Source organism: Microbacterium sp. GXF7504, assembly GCF_054798235.1.
Window position 1 is genome coordinate 238624 of sequence record NZ_JBSJZI010000003.1, and the last position, 21365, is coordinate 259988.

The window sequence follows — 21365 nt, forward strand, 5'->3', positions numbered from 1 at the left end:
CGGGTCGTCTGCCACACTGACCACGTGAGCACGACGCCCGCCCGCCGCATCCGTCGCCCGCGCGCGGTGGTGCTCCTGTGCGTCGTGCTCGTCGCAGCGGTCTACGCCGTCGTGGTCGCGCTCTACGCCGCCAGCGGGCAGGTCGACATCCCGGACGACGCCCAGCCGGGGCCGGACGCGGCGGTGCTCCGGGTGTCGCCGGAGCGGATCGACGCGGCCGGGAACCGCCTGGTGATCGAGGTGCTGCCGGTCGCGTCCGGGCCCCTCGGCGGCGACGACGAGCCGTTCGCCTCCGACCTCGCGTTCTCGGTGGTGGTGAGCGGGGCCGACGGCACGCGCACCCTCGACGTCGCGGCGGGGGAGGTGCTCTCGCCGAAGGAGGTCGCCCTCGTGACCGAGGGCGCCATCGAGCGCTGGCCGTTCGACGTCTACACCGTGCCCACCCTCATCGTCGTGGTCGCCGACCTCGACGGCGACGGCGAGACCGAGCCGGTGCCCACCTACCTCGTCGGCGACGGGCGGGTGCCCGGCTGGAACGTCTCGGCGGTGGAGCAGGACTTCGACGACGGCTTCCGCGGGGTGGTGTTCACCGCGGTGCGGTCGGGCTCGACCGTCGCGTTCGGCATCGTGCTGCTCACCCTCATGGTCGCCATGCCGGTGCTCGTGCTCACCGTGACGATCACGGTGTACCGGGGGCGCCGGAAGGTCGAGGCGACCATGCTCAGCTGGATCGGCGCGATGCTGTTCGCCACGATCCCGCTCCGGAACTTCCTGCCCGGCAACCCGCCGATCGGCTCCTGGGTCGACTACCTCATCGTGCTGTGGGTGATCGCGGGGCTCGTGGCCGGGCTCGTCGTGTTCGTCGCGGCGTGGTTGCGCCTCGGCCCCGACGGCCCGGCTCCGGCCGCCGCCGCATCCGACCCGCCGGCCCCCGCCGCATCCGACCCGCCCGCCTAGCCTGCGGTGTGCACCGCTTCGGGTGGCGGTTGTTGCGGCATCCGCGGGGGTGTTCCCGCGCGAGCTGTCACCTGAGCTGCGGACGCGCGCCGCTCGGGTGGCGGTTGCCGCCGTGCGCGTCGCTTCGGGTGGCGGTTGTCGCGGCATCCGCGGGGGTGTTCCCGCGCGAGCTGTCACCTGAGCTGCGAACGCGCGCCGCTCGGGTGGCGGTTGCCGCGGTGTGCGTCGCTTCGGGTGGCGGTTGTTGCGGCATCCGCGGGGGTGTTCCCGCGCGAGCTGTCACCTGAGCTGCGAATGCGCGCCGCTCGGGTGGCGGTTGTCGCGGTGTGCGCCGCTTCGGGTGGCGGTTGTTGCGGCATCCGCGGGGGTGTTCCCGCGCGAGCTGGGTGACGTCCCCTGTGGTGGTGGAGATTTCGATGGGGTTGCCGGCGTCGTAGACGTTGGTGAGCCATCGTGCGATGGTCAGTGAGAACTGTCTAGGAATCTCAACAGGAAGACACAAACGCACGATGGCTCTTGACCAGTCTGCCCTCCTCGAGCTGCTCGGGGAACTGAAACTCACCGACGTGTCCGACCGGATCCGGGTCGCGACCGAAACGCTCTACCAGGAGCTGATCGACGCGGAAGCGGCCGCGTTCATCGGCGCCGCCCCGTTCGAACGCACCCCGGACCGGACCACGCAACGCAACGGCAGCCGCCCGAAAACCCTCAGCACGACGGCCGGGGATCTGGAGTTGCGGATCCCGAAGCTGCGCACCGGGTCGTTCTTCCCGTCGCTGCTGGAACGCCGCCGCCGGGTCGATCAGGCCCTGTTCGCCGTCGTGATGGAGGCGTATGTCCACGGCGTGAGCACCCGCAAGGTCGACGACCTGGTGAAAGCGCTTGGCGCGGACGCCGGCATCTCGAAGTCCGAGGTGTCGCGGATCTGCGCGCACCTGGACGAGGACGTCGCCGCATTCCGCGACCGCCCGCTGGCGGACACCGCCTACCCGTATTTGTTCCTCGACGCGACCTATTGCAAGGCCCGCGTCGGCCGGCGGGTGGTGTCCCAGGCCGTGGTGGTCGCGGTCGGGGTCGCCGCGGACGGGCGACGCGAAGTGCTCGGCTTCGAGGTCGGGGAGACGGAGTCGCAGCCGTTCTGGACCACGTTCCTGCGGTCGCTCAAGGCGCGCGGGCTGGGCGGGGTGAAGCTGGTCATCTCCGACGCGCACACCGGGCTGACCGCCGCGATTCAGACCGTGTTCCAAGGCGCCAGCTGGCAGCGGTGCCGGGTGCATTTCATGCGGAACGTGCTCACCGCCGTCCCCAAGGCCGCCGGCCCGATGGTCGCGTCCATCATCCGCACGATCTTCGCCCAGCCCGACACCGAGCATGTCTTCACCCAGTTCCACGAGGTCACCCGGATGCTGGGCCGGTCGCACCCGAAGATCGCGGACATGCTCGAGGACGCGAAAGACGACCTGCTCGCGTTCTGCGGCTTCCCGCAGCAGCACTGGCGGCAGATCTGGTCCACGAACCCGCTGGAGCGGGTGAACAAGGAGATCAAACGCCGCACCGACGTGGTCGGCACCTTCCCCAACCCCGCCGCGCTGCTGCGCCTGGCCGGTCACGTCCTCATCGAGCAGCACGACGAATGGGACGGCGCCGACCGCCGCTACTTCTCCGAGCACTCCATGGCGCTGCTGCTCGCCGACACCAAGGAGGTGAACATCCCCGAACTGACCGCGGCATAATCAAGACAACTGACCCGCACGGTGTCGAGAAACTCCACCACTCAGCGGGACGTCACCCGCGAGCTGTCACCTGAGCTGCGAACGCGCGCCGCTCAGGTGGCGGTTGTCGCCGTGTGCACCGCTTCGGGCGGCGGTTGTCGCGGCATCCGCGGGGGTGTTCCCGCGCGAGCTGCCACCTGAGCCGCAAGCCCGCAACCGCAGCCCACGCCGGACGGATGCGGTCAGCGCACCGCCCCGTTCGTGAGCCCGCCGACGAGCCACCGCTGGAAGAACACGGCCGCGGCGAACACCGGCAGCACGCCGATGACGGATGCGGCGGCGATCTTGCCGTAGTGCGGCGTGCGCTCGCCGTAGAACATCGAGAGCACGACCGGCAGCGTCTGCGCGTCCGGGCTCTGGGTGAGGAACGTCGCCAGCAGGAACTCGTTGTAGTTCAGCACCGCGACGATGATCCCGATCGCGGCGAGCGCCGGCGCCACGAGCGGGGTGACGACCGACCACAGCAGCCGGAACGACCCGGCGCCGTCGAGCCTGGCGGCCTCCTCGATCTCGATCGGCAGCCGCCGGACGAACCCCTCCAGCAGCCAGATCGCGACCGGGATGTTCACCAGCGCGTAGAGGAGGGTGAGTCCCAGCAGGGTGTTGTTCAGCCCGAGGATCCGCAGCAGCGTGAACAGGGGCACGACCGCGACGATCGGCGGCAGCAGCCACGGGCTCATGATGGTCGCCGCCAGGCTCTTCCCGCCGGTGCGGTACCGGGTGATCGCCCACGCCGCCGGCAGCGACAGGGCGAGGGTGAGCACGGCGCCGCCGAGGGCCGCGACGAGCGAGTTGCCGACGCCGCGCAGCAGATCCGACCCGGTGAGCACGTCGATCCAGTTCGACCACTGCGGCACCGCGGGCACGAGCACCCCCTGCCCGGTCTCGTTCCGTCCCATGAGCGAGACGGAGAGGAGGTACAGCAGCGGCACGGTGAAGAACAGCACCAGCACCGCCAGCACGGTGGTGGCGAGCGCGCCGCGGTGGTCGAGGCGGCGCCGGGGGATGCGGACGGTGTCAGTCATGGTTCGCCTGCAGCTTCCGGGTGAGGGCGACGACGGGGATGGTGACGACGGTGACGACGACCGCGAGCAGCAGCGTGATCACCGCGGCCTTGCCCACGTCGAACTCGCGCAGCGCCGCCTGGTAGATCACGTAGGACGTCGTGGTGGTCGCTTGTCCGGGGCCGCCGGAGGTCATCATGAAGATGAGGTCGAACACCTTGAACGACAGCACGAGGCGGATGAAGAACGCCGCGGCGACCACCCCGGAGATCGCGGGCAGCGTGATGGAGCGGAACATGCGCCAGCCGTGCGCGCCGTCCAGGCGCGCCGCCTCGATCGTGGCGGGGTCCTGTGCGAGCAGGGCCGTGAACACGAGCAGCGCGATGAGCGGCGTCCACTCCCACACGTCGGCCAGGGCGATCCCGGGGAGCGCCCACGTCGTCGACGACAGCGGCGCGATCGCGTCGCGCGGCGCACCGAAGAACCCGAGCACGGTCGCGAGCAGCCCGCCACCGGGGTTGTAGATGAGCTTCCACAGTGTGCCGACGATGACCGGCGGGGTGATGAGCGGCAGGAGCAGGAGCGTCCGCACCAGCGAGCCGCTGCGCACCGCGCCCTGCAGTGCGAGGGCGGCGACGACCCCGAGCACGAGGCTCGCGACCGAGACGCCGAGCGCGTAGCCGACGGAGCGCCAGAGGGATGCGGTGATGTCGGCGTCGGCGAGCACCGACTCGAAGGTCTCGAGCCCGACGAACCGCTGGAACGGCTTGCCGAGCGAGGAGTCGGTGAACGCCGCCGCGACGATGAAGACGAGCGGGTAGACCCCCAGCACGATGAGCGCCAGCACGCTCGGCGCCACGAACAGGCGGTGCGCCCACGCCGGCCCCCGGTGGGGTCGGCGCGGGCGCACCACGGTCACGGCGCGGGGTCGTGCCAGGGCGATCTCAGCCAAGGAGCTTCTCCCACTGCGCCTGCGCGGCGTCGAGGGCCTCCTTCGCGGTGACCTCGCCGGCGACGAGCTTGGCCAGCTCGTCGGTGAGCACCTCCGCGGCCTGCGTCGCGTTCTCACCGGTGGGCCAGGCGAGGGCTCCGTCGAGGGTGGCGCGGTTCACCTGCTGCAGCTCCGGGTACTTCTCGCCGTACGCCGCGCTCTCCAGCGACGACACGCGGTTCGGGTCGATGCCGGTCTGCGGGTCGGCGACGAGCAGGTCCTCGTTCACCTGGCTGGAGGCCGCCCACTTGATGAAGTCGCGGGCGAGCTCGGTCTTCTCGGTGTTGGCCGCCACGACCCAGGTGAAGCCGGCGACCAGCGAGGCGCGCGGCTGCGTGTTGTCGCCGCCCACGGGCAGGAGCGTCACCTGCCACTGGTCGACCACGGTCGAGTCGGGGTTGATCTGCGACCCGACGCCCAGGTCGGTCCAGTTCTCGATGAACGCGGCGTGGCTGGCGTACCAGGCGGAGTTGCCCTCGCCGAAGGCGGTCTCGGCCGGGGTCGGGTAGGCGGAGGCGAGCGCGTCGGCGAGCGACTGGGCCGCGGCGATCGCCTCGGGCGAGTTGATGACGGGCTTGCCGTCCTCGTCGACGAACTCGCCGCCGAACCCGGCGAGGCGGTTCGCGAAGCTCGCGCCCAGGATGAGCGGCGACTTCTGCCCGAAGATCACGTTGCCGTAGACCCCGTCCGCGCCCTCGTTCGTCGTGATGAGGGCGGACTGCTCGATGTACTCGTCCCACGTGGTCGGCGGGGCGGTGATGCCGTTCCGCGCCAGGATCTCGGTGTTCGAGAAGAGCACGTGCGTGTCGCCGTCGAACGGGAGTCCCCAGCGCTTCCCGTCGTACTCGGTGTACGCGTCGTAGATCGACGGGATGAAGTCCTCGGGGTCGATCTCCGGGTCCTCCTCGATCCACTCGGTGAGGTCCTGGATGGCGCCGTCGGCGGCCAGGTCGCCGATCGAGACGTACCAGGGCGCGGCGACGTCGATCGTGTTCGCGCCGGACTGCTGGTCGAGCGCGAGCGTGTTGCCGATCTCGTCGTAGGGGACGATGACCGGGTCGATCCGGACGCCGGTGAGCGCCTCGTAGTCGGCGGCGAGCTTGTCGGCGGCGCCCTCGTGCGAGGTGATCAGCAGCACGGTCAGGGACTGGTCCTCGTCGCCGCCTGCGCCGGCGGCACCTCCTGCGCAGGAGGTGAGGGCGAGCGCGGCGACGGCGGCCGCGGATGCGGCGGCGAGTGCCCGGCGCCGGCGGCGCGGGGCGGGGACGGATGCGGTCATGGTGAGGCCTCTCGGGTGCGGGTGGGGCGGCGGAGCGTCGCCGCCGGCCGGGGGTCAGTGTGTCCAGCGGCGGCACGCGGCCGCATCCGTCCGCGTCAGACGCGTTCACGTGACGTCACACGGCGTCATGACGTGAACGCGTGTGTCGACGGGGCGCGACGGGGGCGCATCCGGCGCGATACGTTCCCTGCTCGGCGCCGCCCGGCGCAGGAAGGGAACACCCAATGGCATCGCGCATCATCCTGAACGCGTTCGACATGAGCTGCGTCACGCATCAGGCGCCCGGCCTGTGGCGGCATCCCGAGAACCGTGCCGACGAGTACCACCGCCTCTCGTACTGGACCGAGCTCGCGACGCTGCTCGAGCGGGGCACGTTCGACGCGCTCTTCCTCGCCGACGTCGTCGGCGTCTACGACGTGTACCGCGACTCCGCCGCGCCGGCGCTCCGCGATGCCGCGCAGATCCCGGTGGGCGACCCGCTGCTGCAGATCCCGGCGATGGCCGCGGTCACCTCCCGGCTCGGGTTCGGGGTCACGATCGCCTCCACGTACTCGCAGCCGTACACGCTCGCCCGCACGCTCTCGACGCTCGACCACTTCACCGGCGGGCGCGTGGGCTGGAACGTGGTCACCTCGTACCTCGCCAGCGCCGCCCGGAACCTGGGCCTCGGCGACCAGATCGCGCACGACGACCGGTACGGCATCGCCGACGAGTTCCTCGACGTGACCTACAAACTGTGGGAGGGCTCGTGGGAGGATGCCGCGGTCCGCCGCGACCGGGAGGCGGGTGTCTTCACCGACCCGGAGCTCGTGCACCCGATCGAGCACCACGGGGAGCACTTCGACGTCCCCGGCATCCACCTCTCCGAGCCGTCCCCGCAGCGCACCCCGGTCATCTTCCAGGCGGGTGCGTCGCCGCGCGGGCAGGAGTTCGCGGCCCGCCACGGCGAGGCGGTGTTCATCAACGGCCTCGTCCCCGAACTCACCCGCCGCACGACCGACTCCATCCGAGACAAGGCCGCGGCCATCGGCCGCCCCCGCGACTCGGTGAAGATCCTCACGCTCGCCACCGTCATCGTCGCCGAGACCGACGAGGCGGCGCGGGCGAAGTACGACGACTACCGCCGATACGTCTCCGTGGAGGGCGCGCTCGCCCTCTACGGCGGCTGGTCGGGCATCGACCTGTCGACCCTCGACCCCGACGAGCCGCTCGAGTACGTCGACACGGATGCCGCGCGCTCCGCGCTGTCGATCTTCACGAAGGCCGACCCGACGCGGCACTGGACGCCCCGCGACATCGCCGAGTACGTCGGCATCGGCGGCATCGGGCCGGTCATCGTCGGCAGCCCGCAGACCGCCGCCGACGAACTCGAGCGCTGGGTCGAGGAGGGCGGCGTCGACGGCTTCAACCTCGCCTACGTCGTGACCCCCGGCACGTTCGAGGACATCGTCGACCTGCTCGTGCCCGAACTGCGCCGCCGTGGCCGCGTCTGGGACGACTACGAGGGCGCCACGCTCCGCGAGCGCCTCTCCGGCAGCCCCGTCGTCCCCGAATGGCACCCAGCCCACGCCTACCGCGGCGCCTACGCCGGGGCGCGCAGCGCCGCCGACGGCAACGCCTCCCTCCTTCCCGCCTGACCTCCCGCCCGAACGGAGCAGCCATGACCACCGTCACCGACACCGCCCGCACCCACTTCTCCGGCACCGCATCCGAGACGGAACTCGCCCACTGGGACGAGGTCGCCGACCGCGTCGCCGAGGCCCTCGGCGCCGACGCCCTCGAGCGCGACCGCCGCAACGCGCAGCCGTTCGCCGAGGCCGCCCTGCTGAAGGAGTCGGGCCTGGTGAACCTGCTCGACCCGGCCGAGTACGGCGGGGCGGGCGCCCACTGGGAGTCCGCGTTCCGCGCCGTGCGCACCCTCTCCCGCGTGGACGCCTCCATCGGACAGCTCCTCGGCTACCACTACGTGAACGAGTCGAACATCGCCCTGGTCGCGCCGGCGGCCGACCGGGAGCGCTGGTTCCGTGCGACCGTGCAGGGCCGCTGGGTGTGGGGCGACTCGGTGAACCCGGTCGACCCGAACCTCGTCCTCACCGACGGTCCGGAGGGTCTCCGCCTGAACGGCTTCAAGCGGTTCTCGACCGGATCGGGCGTGGGGGAGGCGCTCCTGGTCAACGCCGTGGTCTCCGGCGGCGAGCACGACGGGCGCCTCGCCTACCTCGTGCTGCCGTACGGGCACCCGGGCGTCGAGCTCGTCGACGACTGGGACAACCTGGGGCAGCGGCTCTCGGCGAGCAACACCGTCCGGTACCACGACGTGGCGGTGACGCCCGAGCAGGTGCTCGGCTTCGGCACGGACGAGCCGATCCAGAGCTTCGTCACCCCGGCGATCCAGCTCGTGTTCGGCAACCTCTACCTCGGCATCGCGCAGGGCGCGCTCGCGCAGGCCCGGGCGCTCACCGTCGCGCGGCCGAACAGCTGGTTCCTCAGCGGGGTCGACACGTACCGGGAGGATCCGTTCGTGCAGCGCCTGTACGGCGAACTCGTCTCGCGGGTCGCGGCCGTCGAGGCGCTCGCCGACCGGGTGAACCGCGACTTCGACCGTGCGATCTCCCGCGGCGACGCGGTCACCGCCGACGACCGCGCCGAACTCGCGATCCGCATCGCGCAGCTGAAGGTCGTCTCCTCCGACACCGCGGTCGACGTCGCGAACCGGGTGTTCGAGGCGACCGGCTCGAGCTCCACCGCATCCAAGGTCGGACTCGACCTGCACTGGCGGAACGTGCGCACCCACTCCCTGCACGACCCGGTGGACTACAAGAAGCTCGAGGTCGGTGCGAACTTCCTCACCGGCGCGGTCCAGCCCATCTCCCTCTACACCTGAGCGAGGACGACATGACACGCACCGACGAGCAGCGCTGGGCCGGTCTCCCGGACGAGCTGACCGCGACGTTCCGGCCGATCGTGACGGCGATCGCCGAGGGCGCCGCCGCCCGCGACCTCGACCGGGAGCTGCCGGCCGCCGAGGTCGCGGCGCTCCGGCGTGCCGGACTCACCCGCGCCCGGCTGCCGCGCGAGCGCGGCGGTCTCGGCCTCGGCTGGCGGGAGTTCACCCGCCTGCTGATCGCCGTCGCGGAGGCCGACGCCAACGTGCCGCAGATCCTGCGCGGGCACTTCGCGCTCGTCGAGCACGCCCTGACCACCCCGGATGCGGCGTTCGCCGAGCGGTGGCTCGACCGGATCGCGCTCGGGGAGATCACCGGGAACGCCTGGAGCGAGGCGAGCGGGTCGACCACCGCACGCGCCTCGACCGAACTGCGCGAGGACCCGGACGGGACGCTGCGCATCACCGGACGGAAGTACTACACGACCGGCAGCATCTTCGCGGAGTGGACCGACACGGTCGCGCACCGGGTGGCCGACGGCGTCGACGTCGCCGCGCTCGTCCGCCTCGACCAGCCGGGCGTGCGGGTGCACGACGACTGGGACGGCTTCGGGCAGCGGCTCACCGGCACCGGCACGATCGAGTTCGACGGCGCCGTCGTCGACCCGGGCGACGTGCTGCCGGTGCCCGACCGCTTCGGCTACCAGACCGGGCTGTACCAGCTCGTGCTCCTCGCGGTGCTCGCGGGCATCGCGCACGCGGCCGTGCGGGACGCCGCGGCCGCCGTGCGCGCCCGCACCCGGGTGTACAGCCACGGCACCGCGTCGCACGTGCGCGACGACCCGCAGATCCAGGCGCTCGTGGGTGAGCTGTCCGCATCCGCGTTCGCGATCGAGTCGACCGTGCTCGCCGTGGCGGATGCGGTGGAGGACGCCGCCCGCGCCGCGGTCGCCGCCCGCGACGGCGGCGGGACGGAGACGGCCGCCCGGGAGGCGGCGGGGCTGGCGGAGATCCGGGCGGCGCAGGCGCAGGTGTTCGTCACCGCGGAGGTGCAGCGGCTCACCTCGCGCCTGTTCGACGCGCTGGGCGCGTCCGCCACCGCGAGGGGTGCGGGCCTCGACCGCCACTGGCGCAACGCCCGCACGGTCTCCAGCCACAACCCGGTGCTGTTCAAGCAGCGCTGGATCGGCGCGTGGGAGCTGAACGACGAGCTCCCGCAGGCGCTCTGGGCCGTCGGCGCCCCCGCGGTGCCCGCCGCGTCCTGACCGGCGCGACGGCGGACCGGACGCGCCGGCGGCGGGGGCTCAGCTCGTGGCGTGCCGGTCGAGGAAGGCGTACACCTCGTTGTCGTCGACGCCCGGGAAGGCGCCGCTCGGCAGCGGCGAGAACATCTGCATGTGCACCCGTGCGCTCGGCCAGGACTTGCCCGCCCAGCGGGCGGCGGCGTCGCCGGTGGGCCGCTTGCAGCACGAGTCGTCCGGGCAGGTCGAGGTCGCCCGCTCCTGGGTCTCGCGGCCGCGGAACCACTTCGCGTCGTCGAAGGGCACCCCGACCGTGATCGAGAACTCGCCCTCCGAGGTGGTGCCGGTCTGGGTCGAGCACCAGAACGTGCCCGACGGGGTGTCGGTGTACTGGTAGTGCTCGGTCGTGCGGTTCTGCTCCTCGAACGCCGCGCGCGCGGAGAACCAGCGGCAGACGACCTGGCCCTCGACCGCGCCGGTGACGTCCATCGGCAACGGCAGCTCGTCGTTCTCGTAGACGCGGGAGAGCGCACCCGAGCCGTCGACGCGCAGGAAGTGCAGCGGGATGTCGAGGTGCCGGGTGAGCAGGTTCGTCATGCGCATGCCGGCCGCCTCGTGCGTCACGCCGAACGCGTCGCGGAAGTCCTCGACGGCCAGGTCGCGGTCGCGCTTGGCCTGCGAGAGGAACGCGACCGCGTTCGTCTCGGGCATGAGGCAGCACGCCGCGTAGTAGTTGATCTCGAGGCGCTGCTGCAGGAACTCCGCGTAGTCCTTCGGCGGCTGGTGGCCGAGGAGCCGGTGCGCCATCGCCTGCAACGCCATCGAACGCAGGCCGTGTCCGCCCGGGATCGACGCCGGCGGCAGGTAGATGCGCCCGTTCTCCAGGTCGGTGATCGACCGGGTCGAGCGGGGGAGGTCGTTGACGTAGATGAGCTCGAACCCGAGCTTGGACGCCATGACGCTCACGGTGCGGTGGGTCAGCGCACCGGTCGTGTGGCCGGCGGCCTTCAGCTGCTTCTCGGCGAGCTTCTCGATCTCCGGGAGGTAGTTGTCGCACTCGCGCATGCGCAGCCGCAGCTCGGTGTTGGCCCGGCGGGCCTCCTCCGGCGTCGCGATGGCCTCGCTCTCGCGACGCTGCAGTTCGCGGTGCAGCCCCAGGATCGACTCGATCGTCTCGTCGCTCACGCCCTTGGAGAGCTTCACCGGCGGGATGCCGAGGCGCCGGAAGACCTGACTCGCCTGTGCGCGCTCCAGTTCGATCTCCAGCGCCGCGCGACGGTTCGGCGGCTCGGACGAGAGCAGCTGCGACAGCTCGATGCCCGTCGCGGCCGCGATCTCCTGCAGCAGCGACAGCTTCGGCTCGCGCTTGCCGTTCTCGATGAGGCTCAGGTGGCTGCCGGCGACGCCGACCTTCGCGCCGAGCTCGTCGAGCGTCATCCCGTTGGCGACGCGGAAGTGGCGGATGCGGTGGCCCAGCGTGGTGAGTTCGATCGTCCCCTGCGGCATTCCTTGATCATAGCGAAAGAATTCGGAGTCTTTCGCCACATCAGACGCGAAAGGAGCGCGCGGCTCGCGGATAGTTGAAGAGAACACCCGTTCTGAACGTTGATTCTCTGAACAAGGAGCAACCATGGCCCTCGCTGACACCTTCACGCGGACCCCCACCGGCCCCGTCCGGACTGCTCCTGCGAACTATGGTGCCAAGCCCACCGTCACCGGACCCGGGATGGACGCCCTCTTCGCATGGGTCGACGAGATCGCCGCGCTGACCAAGCCCGACCGCATCCACTGGGTCGACGGCTCCCGCGCCGAGAACGAGGCGCTGCTGCGCGAGCAGGTCGAGGAGGGGAAGCTCATCAAGCTGAACCCCGAGTGGCGGCCCGGCTCGTACCTGGCGCGCTCCCACCCGAGCGACGTCGCGCGCACCGAGGCGCGCACGTTCATCGCCTCCGAGCGCGAGGAGGACGCCGGCCCCACCAACAACTGGATCGCCCCGGCCGAGATCCGCGAGACCCTGAACGGCGTCTTCGAGGGCTCGATGCGCGGTCGCACCATGTACGTCGTGCCGTTCTCGATGGGCGCCGTCGGCGGCCCGCTGTCGCACATCGGCGTGCAGGTCACCGACTCCGCCTACGCCGTCACCTCCATCGGCATCATGACCCGGGTCGGCGAGGGCGTGCTGCGTCAGATCGCCGACGGCGCCCCGTGGGTGAAGACGGTCCACTCCGTCGGCGCCCCGCTCGAGCCCGGCCAGCAGGACGTCCCGTGGCCGTGCAACGACGAGAAGTACATCGTCCACTACCCCGACACGCTCGAGGTGTGGTCGTACGGCTCCGGCTACGGCGGCAACGCGATCCTGGCGAAGAAGTGCTTCGCGCTGCGCATCGCGTCGGTCATCGGCCGGAACGAGGGCTGGCTCGCCGAGCACATGCTCCTCATCCGCGTCATCAGCCCCGAGGGGAAGAAGTACCACGTGGCGGCGGCGTTCCCGTCGGCGTGCGGCAAGACGAACCTCGCGATGCTCCGCCCGACGATCCCCGGCTGGCGGGTCGAGACCCTCGGCGACGACATCGCGTGGCTGCGTCCCGGCGAGGACGGGCGCCTCTGGGCGATCAACCCCGAGGCCGGCTTCTTCGGCGTCGCGCCCGGCACCGGCGAGTCGACGAACGTCACCGCGGTCGAGACCCTGTGGGGCAACACGATCTTCACGAACGTGGCGCTCCGCCCCGACGGCGACGTGTGGTGGGAGGGCTTGACCGACGAGGCACCCGCCGAGCTCACCGACTGGGAGGGGAACCCGTGGACGCCGGACTCCGGTCGTCCCGCCGCGCACCCGAACTCGCGCTTCACCGTCTCGGCGGCGCAGTGCCCGCAGATCGCCGACGACTGGGACGCCCCCGAGGGCGTGCCGCTGGACGCGATCCTGTTCGGCGGCCGCCGTGCGACGAACGTGCCGCTCGTGGTCGAGGCCACCGACTGGGCGCACGGCGTGTTCCTGGGCTCGACGATCTCCTCGGAGCGCACCGCCGCCGCCGAGGGCACCGTCGGGGAGCTGCGCCGCGACCCGTTCGCGATGCTCCCGTTCTGCGGCTACAACATGGCGGACTACTTCGGCCACTGGGTCAAGGTCGGCCAGCAGCTGCGGTTCGACCGCGCCCCGCGCATCTTCCAGGTGAACTGGTTCCGCAAGGGCGCCGACGGCCGCTTCCTGTGGCCCGGCTTCGGTGACAACGCCCGCGTGATCGACTGGATCATCCGCCGCGTCGAGGGCAAGGTCCCCGCGGTCGAGACCCCCATCGGACGCCTGCCGCGCACCGACGACCTGAACCTCGACGGCGTCGACGTCCCGGCGGAGGACCTCGCGGAGCTGTTCGCGATCGACCCGGCGTCGTGGATGCAGGAGGCCGACCTCACCGAGGAGTTCTACGACACGTTCGGCGACCGCATCCCGATGACGCTCCGCGCCGAGCTCTCGTCGCTGCGCTACCGCCTGAAGCAGGCGCAGCAGGCCTGACCCGCGTCACGGACGCCCCCGGACCCTCTCCTCCGGGGGCGTCCGTGCGTCCGGGCGCGTGCGGCGTGTGCTCGCCTGTCGCGAACTGCGGCCGCGGACCGCACCACGCGACAGGTGAGCGGATGTGCGGGCGCCCCGGCGGCCGGGTCAGACGAGGAGCTGGTGCTTCGCGAGGTCGCGGTACAGCGGCGTCGAGGCCACGAGCTCGGAGTGCGTCCCCTGTCCGACCACGCGGCCGTGGTCCATCACCACGATGAGGTCGCTGTCGACGACGGTCGAGAGCCGGTGCGCGATCACGATGAGCGTGCGGCCGGTGGCGACCGCGTCGATCGCCTCCCGCATCCGCTGCTCGTTGCGCCCGTCGAGGGAGGAGGTCGACTCGTCGAGCAGCAGGATCGGCGGCGCCGCGAGCAGCGCCCGCGCGATCGCGAGCCGCTGCCGCTCGCCCCCGGAGAGCATGACGCCCGCCTCGCCGACGGGCGCGTCCAGGCCCATCGGGTTGCGGTCGAGCACGTCGCCGAGGTTCACCTCCCGCAGCACCCGCTCGCAGTCGGCGTCGGATGCGTCGGGGGAGGCCAGGCGCAGGTTCTCGGCGATCGTGCCCGCCAGTGTCGGGGCGTCCTGCTCGACGTATCCGAGTCGCGCCCGCAGCACGTCGCGGTCGAGGGTGCGGATGTCGCGGCCGCCCATGAGGACGGCGCCGTCGGTCGGGTCGTAGAACCGCTCGATGAGGGCGAGCGTCGTGCTCTTGCCGGCGCCGGACGGGCCGACGAGCGCGACGCGGGCGCCCTCCGGGACCTCGAACGAGACGCCTCGCAGGACGAGGTCGTCGCCGGCGTCCTCGACCACGTCCACCGCGGTGGTGTCGAGCTTCGCCTGCTCGAGCGCCGCCCGCGCCTCGGACTCCGCCCGGTGGCGGGCCTGCACGACGTTCTCCGGGTACCGGAACGACACGTCGCGGAACGCGATCGCGGCGGTGGCCGCCGCATCCGTGCCGGGGGCGGTGCGCTCGGCGACGCGGGCCGCGGTCGCCGCGTCGTCGTCGGTCTCGGTGGGCAGGTCGAGGATCTCCTGGATGCGGCCGAGGGCTCCGAGCGCCTGGTTCACCGAGGTGAGCGCGCCGAAGAACGAGCCGAGCGGCTGCACGAGGAAGAAGAGGAACATCACGAAGGTCACGAGCGAGGCGATCGTGATGGCGCCGCTCGCGACCCGGAAGCCGCCGACGCCGAGGACGACCAGGAGCGAGAGCTGCAGGGCGATGCCGGCGACCGGGACGACCAGCGCCGACACCTTGGCGATCCGCACGCCGATGCCGTACGCATCCTGGGCCACCTCGGTGATGGCGGCCTGCTCGCGCTCACCCGCCCCCGAGGCGCGGACGGTGCGGATGGAGCCGACGGCGCGCTCCACGCTCGAGGCGAGTTCGCCCACCTTCTCCTGCTGCGCGCGGGTGGCGCGGCGGATGCGGCCGCTGAGCACCCCGACGGCGGCGATCGACAGGCCGATCACGACGAGGATGAGCAGCAGCAGGAGCGGGTCGATGAGGAGCATCGCGATGATCGCGCCCACGAAGATGAGCACGTTGCCGACCGAGTCGGCGAGGCCCTGGGTGAGCACGGCGTAGAGCAGGGTCGTGTCGGTGCCGACGCGCGAGACGAGGTCGCCGGTGCGGCGCGCGTCGAACTCGCGGATGGGCAGGTGCAACAGTCGCGCGATGAGCCGGCGTCGGCTCGAGTAGACGACCGCCGCGCCGGTGCGCTGCAGCAGGTAGTGCTGGTATCCCGAGATGAGCGAGGACAGCACGACGAGCGCGACGAGCACCCACACCAGCATCCCGAGCCCGTCCCCGGCCTGCACCCGCGCGATGATCTCGCCGACCGCGAGCGGCTGGGCGAGCGTCGCGACGGCGGCGAGGATGCTGAGCACCACCACGCCGACCAGCACCGGCTTGTGCTCGAACAGGTAGGGCAGCAGCTGGCGGAATCCGGCGCGCGGGCCCTCCTGCGCGCTCGGACGGGCGAAGGGACTCCGGCGCGGGCGGGCGCTCGTGGACATGCGTGACCTCGGCTTGTGGAACAGGGGTGCCTCCACGCTACGCCCTGCGCGCCGCATCCCGCCCCGCGCGATGGCCGCCGAAGACCCCGGGGACCCCGAAACTGCAACTGCGCCACGAGACTGCCGACAATGGATGCAGTCTCGTGGCGCAGATGCAGTCTCGCGGCCCTGAGGGGCCCGGACCCGCGGCCCGGTCAGAGCTGGGGGGTGATCTCCTCGCCGAGGTCGCCGGCGTAGTCGAGGTCCTTCGTCTCCTTCGACAGCAGCAGCGAGACGAGGGTCAGCACCGCCGCGCCGGAGAGGTAGACACCGACCAGCCAGGGCTCGCCGCCGGCCGCGGCCCACAGCGCCACCGCGATGATCGGTGCGAGCGCCGCGCCGAGGATCGACGACACGTTGTACGCGATCGCGGAGCCGGTGTACCGGACGTTCGTCGGGAACAGTTCGGGGAGGATCGCGCCCATCGGCCCGAAGGTGGCGCCCATGAGCATGAACCCGAGGATGAGGAAGGCCTGACTGAGCGCGCCGGTGAACTTCGGGTCGGCGTAGGGCAGCAGGAACAGGTTGAACGTGAGGCCGAACACGATGATCGCGACGGTCACCCAGATGAGGAGCTTCCGTCGGCCGATGCGGTCGGCGATCGGACCCGACAGCAGCGTGAAGATGCCGAAGAACACGACGCCGATGATCTGCATGATCACGAAGTCGGTGTACGCGAAGCCGAGTCCCGGCACGTACGTCGCGGCGTCGAACGCGTCACCGGCGGCCTCGGCGGCCGCCTGCGCGCCCTCGGTCGTGGCCTTGGTGCCGTACGAGAGGGTGAAGCTCGTCATGAGGTAGAAGAGCACGTAGGTCGCGAGCATGATGAACGTGCCCAGGATGAGCTGCCACCAGTTGCGGCGGAGCACCGCGCCCAGCGGGAACTTCTTGATCGCGCCGACCTTCTCGGCCTTCGTGAACGCCTCGGACTCGACCAGGCGCAGCCGCACCCAGAGGCCGATGATGACCATCACGGCGGAGAACCAGAACGGCACGCGCCAGCCCCAGGACAGGAACTCGGCGGAGCGCTGCGCGGTGCCGTCGGGGTGGGGGAGTGCGAAGTTGATGAAGAGGAAGACGCCGTTGGCGATGATGAAGCCGATGGGCGCACCCAGCTGCGGGAACGTGCCGTACCAGGCGCGCTTGCCGTCGGGGGCGTTCTCGGTCGCGACGAGCGCGGCGCCCGACCACTCGCCGCCGAGGGCGAAGCCCTGGGCGAGGCGGAGGATCAGCAGGAGCAGCGCCGCCCACCAGCCGATGTTCTGGTAGGTCGGGAGGCAACCGATGAGGAAGGTCGCGATCCCCATCGTGAGCAGCGACGCGACGAGCGTGGCCTTACGGCCGAACCGGTCGCCGAAGTGGCCGAACACGATCGCGCCGATGGGGCGGGCGACCATGGCCGCGCCGAACACCGCGAACGACGAGAGGAGCGCCGTGGTGTCGTCGCCGGTCGGGAAGAACAGTGCCGGGAAGACCAGCACCGCCGCCGTGGCGTACGCGTAGAAGTCGTAGAACTCGATGGTGGTGCCGACCAGGCTCGCGGTGATGACGCGCGAGCGGGGGTTGGCGGGTTTGGGGGCCGATGTGGCGGTGGGGGTGGACATTCGCAACCTAGCGGGGGGACGGACGGAATGGTTCCCGAGGGTGAGGAGCCGGCCGGTGCCGTTGCCGCGGCACGGGTCTCGTACGCGCGGAGCGGCCACCGGCGATGTGCGCGGAGTCGCGACACAAACGGTCAGTGTACTCCCAGCGAACGCACAGAACGCCGCACCCGGACCGGGTGCGGCGTTCCGAAGGGCCTGATCAGCGCCAGATGACGGCGATGCCGGCGTTGAGGAGGGTGAGCACGCCGACGCTCCAGAAGAGGGCCGGGGCGAGCGTCCCGGTGCGCTTCTCGCGGGCGGTCCCGATGCCGAGGATCGCGCCGATGGCGAGCAGGACGACGAGCTTGACGCCCACCTTCACGTAGTTCAGGTCGTGGTCGAGGCCCCAGGGGGCCGCGAGCGCGAGTCCGGCGACGGCGGCGATCGTCATGCCGACGCTCATGAGCCGCGTGAAGTGGATGCGGCGTGCCACCGCCTCGACGAGCCAGGCGCCGAAGAGCACGGCGAAGCCGATGAGGTGGGCGAAGAGGACGATGTGCCGCAGGGTCTCCATACCCTCAGGATACCTGAAGGTGACGGTCAGGCCGAGCGGATGCCGCGCAGCGTGAGCGCGGTGCGCAGGGCCGCGTCCGCCGCCTCGGCGCCCTTGTCCTCCGTGGAGTCGGGGAGGCCGGCGCGGTCGAGGCCCTGCTGCTCGTCGTCGAGGGTGAGCACGCCGAACCCGACCGGCTTGCCGGTGTCGAGCGCGACGCGGGTGAGCCCGTCGGTGGCGGCGGAGGAGACGAACTCGAAGTGCGGGGTGCCGCCGCGGATGATCACGCCGAGCGCCACGACGGCGTCCGCGCCCGCCTCGAGGGCGGCCTTGCACACCACCGGCAGCTCGAACGAGCCCGCGACGCGCACGAGCGACCAGTCGGCGCCGGCCGCATCCAGCACGCGTGCGGAACCGGCGATGAGCCCGTCCGTGATCACCTCGTGCCAGGTGCCCGCGACCACCACGACCCGCAGGCCGCTCCCGTCGATCTGCTGCTGCGCCTGGGGCGCGCCCTTTCCGCTCACTCGGCGATCTCCTTCATCTGCTGCAGTGCGTCCGCGAGCTCGGCGTCGGGGATGATGTGCCCCATCCGATCGCGCTTGGTCTCGAGGTACTGGTGGTTGTTGGGGCCGACGCCGACCAGCAGCGGCACCTGCTCGACCACCTGCAGTCCGAGCTCGCGCAGCTGCGAGACTTTGTCGGTGTTGTTCGTGAGCAGGCGCACGCTCGTCACGCCGAGGTCGGCGAGGATGCCGGCGGCGGCGGCGTAGTCGCGGGCGTCGGCGGGGAGGCCGAGCGCCAGGTTCGCGTCGACGGTGTCGAGCCCTCGCTCCTGCAGGCCGTACGCCCGGAGCTTGTTGATGAGGCCGATGCCCCGGCCCTCGTGGCCGCGCATGTAGATGACGATGCCGCCGTCCTGCTCGATCGCATCGAGGGCGGCCTCCAGCTGCGGGCCGCACTCGCACTTGAGCGAACCGAACGCCTCACCGGTGAGGCATTCCGAGTGCACACGCACGAGCGGCGCGTCGTCGGTCAGCTCGCCCGAGACGACCGCCACATGGTCGGTGCCGGTGACGCGGTCCTTGTACGCCATGAACCGGAAGGTGCCGTGCGAGGTGGGCACGGTCGACTCGGCGCGCAGGCTCACGCGGCGACGGTGGTGCCCGGCGGGCGTGGCGTCGCGGGGCTCGTGCTCGTCGAGGTAGGCGATGAGCTGCTCGATCGTGATGACCGGGATGCCGTCGCGGGCGCCGAGTTCCATGAGCCCGGGCAGGCGCATCATGCTGCCGTCGTCGGCGACGATCTCGGCGATCGCACCGACGGGCTCGAGCCCGGCGAGGCGGGTGAGCTCGACCGCGGCCTCAGTGTGGCCGCCGCGCTCGCGCACGCCGCCGTCGACCGCGCGCAGGGGCAGCACATGCCCGGGGCGGATGACGCTGGTGGGCACCGAGGCGGGGTCGGCGAGCACGTTCAGGGTGTGCGCGCGGTCGGACGCGCTGATCCCGGTCGAGACCTTGTCGGCGGCGTCGACGCTCACCGTGTAGGCGGTCGAGCGGGCGTCCTCGTTCACCGCGACCATGGGGGGCAGGTCGAGGCGGTCGGCCCAGTCGGCGGGCATGGGCGCGCAGATGAAGCCGCTGGAGTGCCGCACGGTCCAGGCGATCCACTCGGGGGTGGCGAGCTGCGCGGACAGGACCGCGTCGCCCTCGTTCTCGCGGTCCTCGTCGTCTGCGACGATGACCGGGCGGCCGGCACGGAGCGCGTCGAGCGCCTCCGGGATGGTGGACAGGCTCATCGGGAGCCTCCTTCCGGGGTGAAAGCGAGCAGCCGCTGCACGTGGCGGGCCAGGATGTCGGTCTCGAGGTTGACCGCGTCGCCGACGACGCGCTCCCCGAGGGTGGTCGCGCCGAGAGTCTCGGGGATGAGCGAGACCTCGAACCAGTCGGATGCGGCGTCCGCCGGGCTGACGGCGCTCACGGTGAGCGACACCCCGTCGACGGCGATGGAGCCCTTGTCGACGACGAGGGGGGCGAGCTCGCGGGGGAGACCGATGCGGACGACCTGCCACTGCTCGCCGGGGCGCACCTCCAGGACGGTGCCGGTGCCGTCGACGTGACCCTGCACGATGTGGCCGCCGAGGCGGCCGCCGGTCGCCGTCGCGCGTTCGACGTTCACGCGGGACCCGGGCTCGAGCGCCCCGATCGTCGTCATGTCGAGCGTCTGGCGCATGACGTCGGCGGTGAAGCCGTCGTCGCCCTGCTCGACGACCGTGAGGCAGACGCCCGAGATCGCGATCGAGTCGCCGTGGCCGGCGTCGCTGACGGCGGTGGGGGCGTGGACGGTGACGCGGACACCGTCGCCCGAGGGGGCGAGGGCGGTGACGGTCCCGATCTCCTCGACGATTCCGGTGAACATCAGACTTCTCCGTTCTGGGGGCGGGCGACGATCAGCAGATCGTCGCCGAGCTGCTCGACGCGCGAGACCTCGAGGCGTCGCGCGTCCGCCATCGTGCCCACGCCGATGTCGGTGAGGGCGAGTCGGGCGCCGCCGAGCAGCACGGGCGCGACGTAGACGAGCACCTCGTCGACGAGGCCTTCGCGCAGGAAGGCGCTCGCGAGGGTCGGGCCGCCCTCGACGAACACGCGGTGGGTGCCCTGCTCACGGAGCTCCGCGAGCACGGCGGTGAGGTCGTGGGTGGGGAAGATGCGGGGGGAGCGCGGGTGCCCGCGCAGCGCCGCGTCGGCGGGAACGGGCGTCGTGCCGATGACGACGGGTGCCGGCTGGGCGGGCAGCAGCGTCCCGTCGGGGCGCCGTGCGGTGAGCGTCGGGTCGTCGGCGAGGACCGTGCCGGTGCCGACGACGATCGCGTCGCAGCCCGAGCGGCGCTCGTGCACGTCGGCGCGCGCGGCCGGGCCCGTGATCCAGCGGCTCGTCCCGTCCGTCGCCGCCGCGCGGCCGTCGAGGCTCTGCGCCCACTTCACGGTCACGTGCGGACGGCCGAGCAGCTGCACGTCGATCCACGACGACAGCAGGGCTCGGGCCTCGTCGCCGAGGAGACCGGACTCGACCTCGACGCCCGCCGCGCGGAGCCGCTCGGCGCCGCCGGAGGCGATCGGGGTGGGGTCGGGGATGGCGTAGACGACGCGGGCGACGCCGGCGTCGATGAGCGCCTGCGCGCAGGGCCCGGTCCGGCCGGTGTGGTTGCACGGCTCGAGGGTGACGACCGCGGTCGCGCCGCGTGCCGCACCGGGTGAGAGGCGCGCGAGCGCGTCGACCTCGGCGTGCGGGGTGCCGGCACCGCGATGCCAGCCCTCGGCGAGGACCTCGCCCTCGGGCGAGAGGATGACCGCGCCGACCTGGGGGTTCACGCCCTTGCGTCCCCGCGCGGCGGCCTCGAGCGCGCGACGCATCGCGTCGCGTTCCGCGTCCCGCACCGACATCCGTTCTCCTGCTCCCGCTCCGGGGCGCGGGCGTCGTCGGCGCGTATGGC

Annotated in this window: 17 protein-coding genes; 6 read left to right on the plus strand and 11 right to left on the minus strand. The window is 71.8% G+C overall.

All coding sequences use genetic code 11. The features are described 5' to 3' along the window. Positions 1 to 24 precede the first annotated feature (24 nt). Positions 25 to 957: a DUF4436 family protein gene (locus ACWAUO_RS08615; RefSeq protein WP_460774699.1), complete on the plus strand. Its 933-nt coding sequence runs from the start codon at positions 25 to 27 to the stop codon at positions 955 to 957. Between the two features lie 509 nt (positions 958 to 1466). Continuing rightward, a complete protein-coding gene (locus tag ACWAUO_RS08620) occupies positions 1467 to 2690 on the plus strand; it encodes an IS256 family transposase (protein ID WP_460774701.1) in 1224 nt (407 codons plus the stop codon). A gap of 221 nt (positions 2691 to 2911) precedes the next feature. Here the strand turns inward: ACWAUO_RS08620 and ACWAUO_RS08625 are convergent, their stop codons facing one another. Genes ACWAUO_RS08625 through ACWAUO_RS08635 form a run of 3 tightly spaced genes read right to left on the minus strand, consistent with a single transcriptional unit; the run spans position 2912 to position 6003 of the window. Then, on the minus strand, positions 2912 to 3754 hold the full coding sequence (locus tag ACWAUO_RS08625; protein WP_460774703.1) for a carbohydrate ABC transporter permease: 843 nt from the start codon (positions 3752 to 3754) through the stop codon (positions 2912 to 2914). After that, entirely contained in the window at positions 3747 to 4685 is a 939-nt protein-coding gene (locus tag ACWAUO_RS08630) for a carbohydrate ABC transporter permease (protein WP_460774704.1), read from the minus strand. Before ACWAUO_RS08630 ends, ACWAUO_RS08625 begins: the two co-directional genes overlap by 8 nt. Then, positions 4678 to 6003: an ABC transporter substrate-binding protein gene (locus ACWAUO_RS08635; RefSeq protein WP_460774705.1), complete on the minus strand. Its 1326-nt coding sequence runs from the start codon at positions 6001 to 6003 to the stop codon at positions 4678 to 4680. The genes ACWAUO_RS08630 and ACWAUO_RS08635 overlap by 8 nt, the downstream gene beginning before the upstream one ends. Before the next feature lie 224 nt (positions 6004 to 6227). On the opposite strand from ACWAUO_RS08635, the gene ACWAUO_RS08640 reads away from it, so the two are divergent. Genes ACWAUO_RS08640 through ACWAUO_RS08650 form a run of 3 tightly spaced genes read left to right on the plus strand, consistent with a single transcriptional unit; the run spans position 6228 to position 10152 of the window. Next, positions 6228 to 7640 carry an LLM class flavin-dependent oxidoreductase gene (locus ACWAUO_RS08640; RefSeq protein ID WP_460774707.1) on the plus strand — a complete coding sequence of 471 codons (1413 nt, stop codon included), beginning with the start codon at positions 6228 to 6230 and terminating at the stop codon, positions 7638 to 7640. Positions 7641 to 7663: 23 nt separating this feature from the next. Further along, a complete protein-coding gene (locus ACWAUO_RS08645) occupies positions 7664 to 8887 on the plus strand; it encodes an acyl-CoA dehydrogenase family protein (protein ID WP_460774708.1) in 1224 nt (407 codons plus the stop codon). Between the two features lie 11 nt (positions 8888 to 8898). Beyond that, complete coding sequence (locus tag ACWAUO_RS08650) at positions 8899 to 10152, plus strand: acyl-CoA dehydrogenase family protein (RefSeq protein WP_460774709.1); 1254 nt, start codon at positions 8899 to 8901, stop codon at positions 10150 to 10152. Positions 10153 to 10191: 39 nt separating this feature from the next. Here the strand turns inward: ACWAUO_RS08650 and ACWAUO_RS08655 are convergent, their stop codons facing one another. Then, positions 10192 to 11634, minus strand: coding sequence for a helix-turn-helix domain-containing protein (locus ACWAUO_RS08655; protein ID WP_460774711.1), 1443 nt, complete (start codon positions 11632 to 11634; stop codon positions 10192 to 10194). Between the two features lie 124 nt (positions 11635 to 11758). Between ACWAUO_RS08655 and ACWAUO_RS08660 the strand changes: the two genes are divergently transcribed. Next, the gene (locus tag ACWAUO_RS08660) at positions 11759 to 13642 is read left to right on the plus strand and encodes a phosphoenolpyruvate carboxykinase (GTP) (RefSeq protein WP_460774712.1); all 1884 of its coding nucleotides are present in this window, start codon (positions 11759 to 11761) and stop codon (positions 13640 to 13642) included. A 147-nt stretch (positions 13643 to 13789) separates the two neighbouring features. Here ACWAUO_RS08660 and ACWAUO_RS08665 read toward each other — a convergent pair whose 3' ends face one another. From ACWAUO_RS08665 to ribD, 7 genes are all read right to left on the minus strand, one after another. Further along, entirely contained in the window at positions 13790 to 15697 is a 1908-nt protein-coding gene (locus ACWAUO_RS08665) for an ABC transporter ATP-binding protein (protein WP_460774713.1), read from the minus strand. A 194-nt stretch (positions 15698 to 15891) separates the two neighbouring features. Then, on the minus strand, positions 15892 to 17340 hold the full coding sequence (locus ACWAUO_RS08670; RefSeq protein WP_460774715.1) for an MFS transporter: 1449 nt from the start codon (positions 17338 to 17340) through the stop codon (positions 15892 to 15894). Between the two features lie 199 nt (positions 17341 to 17539). Further along, entirely contained in the window at positions 17540 to 17893 is a 354-nt protein-coding gene (locus ACWAUO_RS08675) for a Fe-S protein (RefSeq protein WP_460774716.1), read from the minus strand. Positions 17894 to 17919: 26 nt separating this feature from the next. After that, positions 17920 to 18399 carry a 6,7-dimethyl-8-ribityllumazine synthase gene (gene ribH / locus ACWAUO_RS08680; RefSeq protein ID WP_460774718.1) on the minus strand — a complete coding sequence of 160 codons (480 nt, stop codon included), beginning with the start codon at positions 18397 to 18399 and terminating at the stop codon, positions 17920 to 17922. After that, complete coding sequence (gene ribA, locus ACWAUO_RS08685) at positions 18396 to 19670, minus strand: GTP cyclohydrolase II (protein WP_460774719.1); 1275 nt, start codon at positions 19668 to 19670, stop codon at positions 18396 to 18398. Before ribA ends, ribH begins: the two co-directional genes overlap by 4 nt. Then, the gene (locus ACWAUO_RS08690; RefSeq protein ID WP_460774721.1) at positions 19667 to 20290 is read right to left on the minus strand and encodes a riboflavin synthase; all 624 of its coding nucleotides are present in this window, start codon (positions 20288 to 20290) and stop codon (positions 19667 to 19669) included. Before ACWAUO_RS08690 ends, ribA begins: the two co-directional genes overlap by 4 nt. Continuing rightward, a complete protein-coding gene (gene ribD / locus ACWAUO_RS08695) occupies positions 20290 to 21315 on the minus strand; it encodes a bifunctional diaminohydroxyphosphoribosylaminopyrimidine deaminase/5-amino-6-(5-phosphoribosylamino)uracil reductase RibD (protein ID WP_460774722.1) in 1026 nt (341 codons plus the stop codon). The genes ACWAUO_RS08690 and ribD overlap by 1 nt, the downstream gene beginning before the upstream one ends. Positions 21316 to 21365: the final 50 nt, after the last annotated feature.

Bases quoted from the DNA above. Each gene is read 5' to 3' on its own strand.
- ACWAUO_RS08620 (WP_460774701.1), top strand. From the start codon at position 1,467: ATGGCTCTTGACCAGTCTGCCCTCCTCGAGCTGCTCGGGGAACTGAAA.
- ACWAUO_RS08625 (WP_460774703.1), bottom strand. From the start codon at position 3,754: ATGACTGACACCGTCCGCATCCCCCGGCGCCGCCTCGACCACCGCGGC.
- ACWAUO_RS08635 (WP_460774705.1), bottom strand. From the start codon at position 6,003: ATGACCGCATCCGTCCCCGCCCCGCGCCGCCGGCGCCGGGCACTCGCC.
- ACWAUO_RS08640 (WP_460774707.1), top strand. From the start codon at position 6,228: ATGGCATCGCGCATCATCCTGAACGCGTTCGACATGAGCTGCGTCACG.
- ACWAUO_RS08645 (WP_460774708.1), top strand. From the start codon at position 7,664: ATGACCACCGTCACCGACACCGCCCGCACCCACTTCTCCGGCACCGCA.
- ACWAUO_RS08650 (WP_460774709.1), top strand. From the start codon at position 8,899: ATGACACGCACCGACGAGCAGCGCTGGGCCGGTCTCCCGGACGAGCTG.
- ACWAUO_RS08655 (WP_460774711.1), bottom strand. From the start codon at position 11,634: ATGCCGCAGGGGACGATCGAACTCACCACGCTGGGCCACCGCATCCGC.
- ACWAUO_RS08660 (WP_460774712.1), top strand. From the start codon at position 11,759: ATGGCCCTCGCTGACACCTTCACGCGGACCCCCACCGGCCCCGTCCGG.
- ACWAUO_RS08665 (WP_460774713.1), bottom strand. From the start codon at position 15,697: ATGTCCACGAGCGCCCGCCCGCGCCGGAGTCCCTTCGCCCGTCCGAGC.
- ACWAUO_RS08670 (WP_460774715.1), bottom strand. From the start codon at position 17,340: ATGTCCACCCCCACCGCCACATCGGCCCCCAAACCCGCCAACCCCCGC.
- ACWAUO_RS08675 (WP_460774716.1), bottom strand. From the start codon at position 17,893: ATGGAGACCCTGCGGCACATCGTCCTCTTCGCCCACCTCATCGGCTTC.
- ribA (WP_460774719.1), bottom strand. From the start codon at position 19,670: ATGAGCCTGTCCACCATCCCGGAGGCGCTCGACGCGCTCCGTGCCGGC.
- ACWAUO_RS08690 (WP_460774721.1), bottom strand. From the start codon at position 20,290: ATGTTCACCGGAATCGTCGAGGAGATCGGGACCGTCACCGCCCTCGCC.
- ribD (WP_460774722.1), bottom strand. From the start codon at position 21,315: ATGTCGGTGCGGGACGCGGAACGCGACGCGATGCGTCGCGCGCTCGAG.